The sequence below is a fragment of the Flavobacterium sp. ACAM 123 genome (genome assembly GCF_000264055.1).
In the GTDB taxonomy this organism is placed as follows: domain Bacteria; phylum Bacteroidota; class Bacteroidia; order Flavobacteriales; family Flavobacteriaceae; genus Flavobacterium.
Genome location: NZ_AJXL01000204.1, coordinates 1 through 2,509, shown reverse-complemented (window position 1 = coordinate 2,509; position 2,509 = coordinate 1). Strand labels below are relative to the sequence as shown.

The 2,509-nt window shown below is 32.2% G+C and carries 2 protein-coding genes; both read left to right on the top strand.

Annotation, left to right across the window (positions count from 1 at the left end; translation table 11 throughout):
- Positions 1–263 precede the first annotated feature (263 nt).
- Complete coding sequence (locus tag A3SG_RS0118175) at positions 264–905, top strand: T9SS type A sorting domain-containing protein (RefSeq protein WP_016991415.1); 642 nt, start codon at positions 264–266, stop codon at positions 903–905.
- Positions 906–1,329: 424 nt separating this feature from the next.
- A partial coding sequence (locus A3SG_RS0118170) for a G8 domain-containing protein (protein ID WP_016991414.1) occupies positions 1,330–2,509 on the top strand: 1,180 nt, incomplete at its 3' end.

Sequence of the window (2,509 nt, the reverse complement as noted above, 5' to 3'; positions counted from 1 at the left end):
ATATACTCCTGGTCGGACGTTAGTTTTTTATTAGTGGTCGTCCAAGCTCCACAACTAGTACCGTAATTTTCAAAAACAGTCAGAGAGCCTTTGTTAAAGAAAATGAAAATGAAACTTCGAATATTTTATATAAAGGGAAAGAAACTAAAAAGGAAGCTTGGAACAATAACAATAGTGACATAACTCCTGAAGACACTATCAAAAGAATTCGTTTGGGCTTTAACTCCCATAACGATTACCACAAACAGCTGTTATTAGGCTTTATGAATGAAAAAGCGACTGATGCTATTGATTATGGATATGACGGAACCAGTTTTGACAATCTACCAAATGACATTTACTTTTTAACTAACGAGATGAAATTAATCATTCAGGGAGTGGGGCGCTTTGATACAAAAGCCTCCTATTCTATTGGTGTAAAAGCTGATATTGAAGGAACAGTAAAATTTATGATTGACGAACTGGAAAACTTCGGCAAAAATGAAAAAATATTTATCTATGACTCGGAAAATGAAAGCTATAATGATATTCGAGATAAAAGTTATGAAGTTATAGTGCCTAGGGGAGTAAGCAATAATCGTTTTTCATTATGTTTTAAACTAAAAAAGAAAAAAGAAAAAGACCCGAAAGAAAAAGATTATATAGAAAACTCAGATCCAGATGATGTAAAAATTGCTCATATTCAGAAAAAGAATGTTCTAGAGATAACTAATAAGCCATTAATAACAACTGTCCAAAAAGTATCTTTATACAGCATGACTGGGCAATCCATTGCCAATTGGGAAATTGAAAATTCAATGCAAGAGAATATCCAACTCCCTATTAAAAATTTAAGCTCAGGTGTGTATATTGTAAAAATTCAAACTTCAAATGGAGATTTAAGCAAGAAAATAATTATCCCTTAATTTTTTTAGCCAATCTTAAGAAAACCAATAAAACTGCCTATTACGGCTAGTTTTTTGTTTTTATGTAATTTAATAGTAAAAATGGATGAAAAAAGAAACCAAATCTCTTAAAATAAGTCGTTCATCGGTTTTCGTAGCCCTTTAATCGAATAAATATTTTTTATCGCTGAAAAAAGTTTCTACTTACTTAACTTACAATTAGATAAGTCCAAAATCTATATTTTATATTAATAAACTATCTAAAAATGCATACTGTTTCCTGCATTAAATCAAAAAAAAAAAATAGTTAGTAAGCCATTATATTGCTTTGTTAGGTGAAATATCATAAATATAATTGGGCATTATTACTGTTATAAAACGGTCTTAGATTCTTCTATTTCCATTTTATAAATTATTAGAATTTTATCTCTAAAATGTAGATGCCATGATAAAAAAATACTTATTTACAATACTGTTAGTTCTAAGTTCGTTTTATAATTATGGGCAAGTACTTGGTGATTATAAATCTTTAACATCTGGAAATTGGACTAGTGCTTCCTCTTGGCAAATATTTAATGGAACTGCCTGGGATACTACAACTTCCTATCCCGGACAAAATACAGGATCCTATTCAGTAACTATTCAAGCAGGACATACCATTACAATAGTAACTAATTTAACTACCCAAGCAATGGGGGCAGTTACAGTAAATGGCAATCTTAATTTTAATGTTTCAGGAAATTCAGATATTATAACTTTGAATAGTCAATTAATTGATATTGATGGAGGAAATTTAAACTTTACAGGTTCTAAAGTGAGACTAAATTTACCTGATGGGAATGCTGTAATAATTGTTGAAAATACAGGGACTATTACTGCTGGAACTTGCAATAACAATAACGAAATATTTATTGGATCAAGTAAATATGCTGCCTGTGCCGGTGGCGGTAGCGGTACTTATTCCTTTGGTGAAATAACAACAGCTGGGGGAACACTGCAAGCAAAAATAACAAATCCACTAACAGATCCTTACACTATTTGTCAGAACCTTACACAAAATTTAACTGGAGGCTACACTGGCCCAGACACCGATGTTACTTATGAATGGACTCTAAAAGACCCTAGCAATAATTTCATAACTGTATCACCTTCTTCTACTGGCACACTTAGTAATGATAGTGAAACAACAATTAGTACATTTACTCCTCCCTCTTTTGGAGAATATTTACTTTCATTAAAAATCACAAATGGCTCTGTAACAAATATTGCAACCAGGACTTTTATTGTTCAAGCAATTCCTACAGCAGGGTCTATAGGTACAAACCAAACTATCTGTACTGGAACTTCACCATCTGAGCTAATTTCTACAACAAATGGGACAGGTGATGGCAATATTACTTATGAATGGCAAACCAATGCTAGTGGTAGTTATGTGCCGATTCCAGATGAAACTTTAGCGAGTTATTCCCCATCATTACTATCTGCAACAACTAGTTTTCAAAGACGGACAGTTTCAACATTAAATGAAGTTGCTTGTTATTCTGTTTACACAAATTCTGTAGAAATTACTGTTGGTGATACTACTAAACCCGTATTCACTTTATCCCCTGCCAATTTAACGATTG

Excerpts from the sequence above, each read along its gene's own strand:
- A3SG_RS0118175 (WP_016991415.1), top strand. The coding sequence starts at position 264 with ATGAATGAAAAAGCGACTGATGCTATTGATTATGGATATGACGGAACC.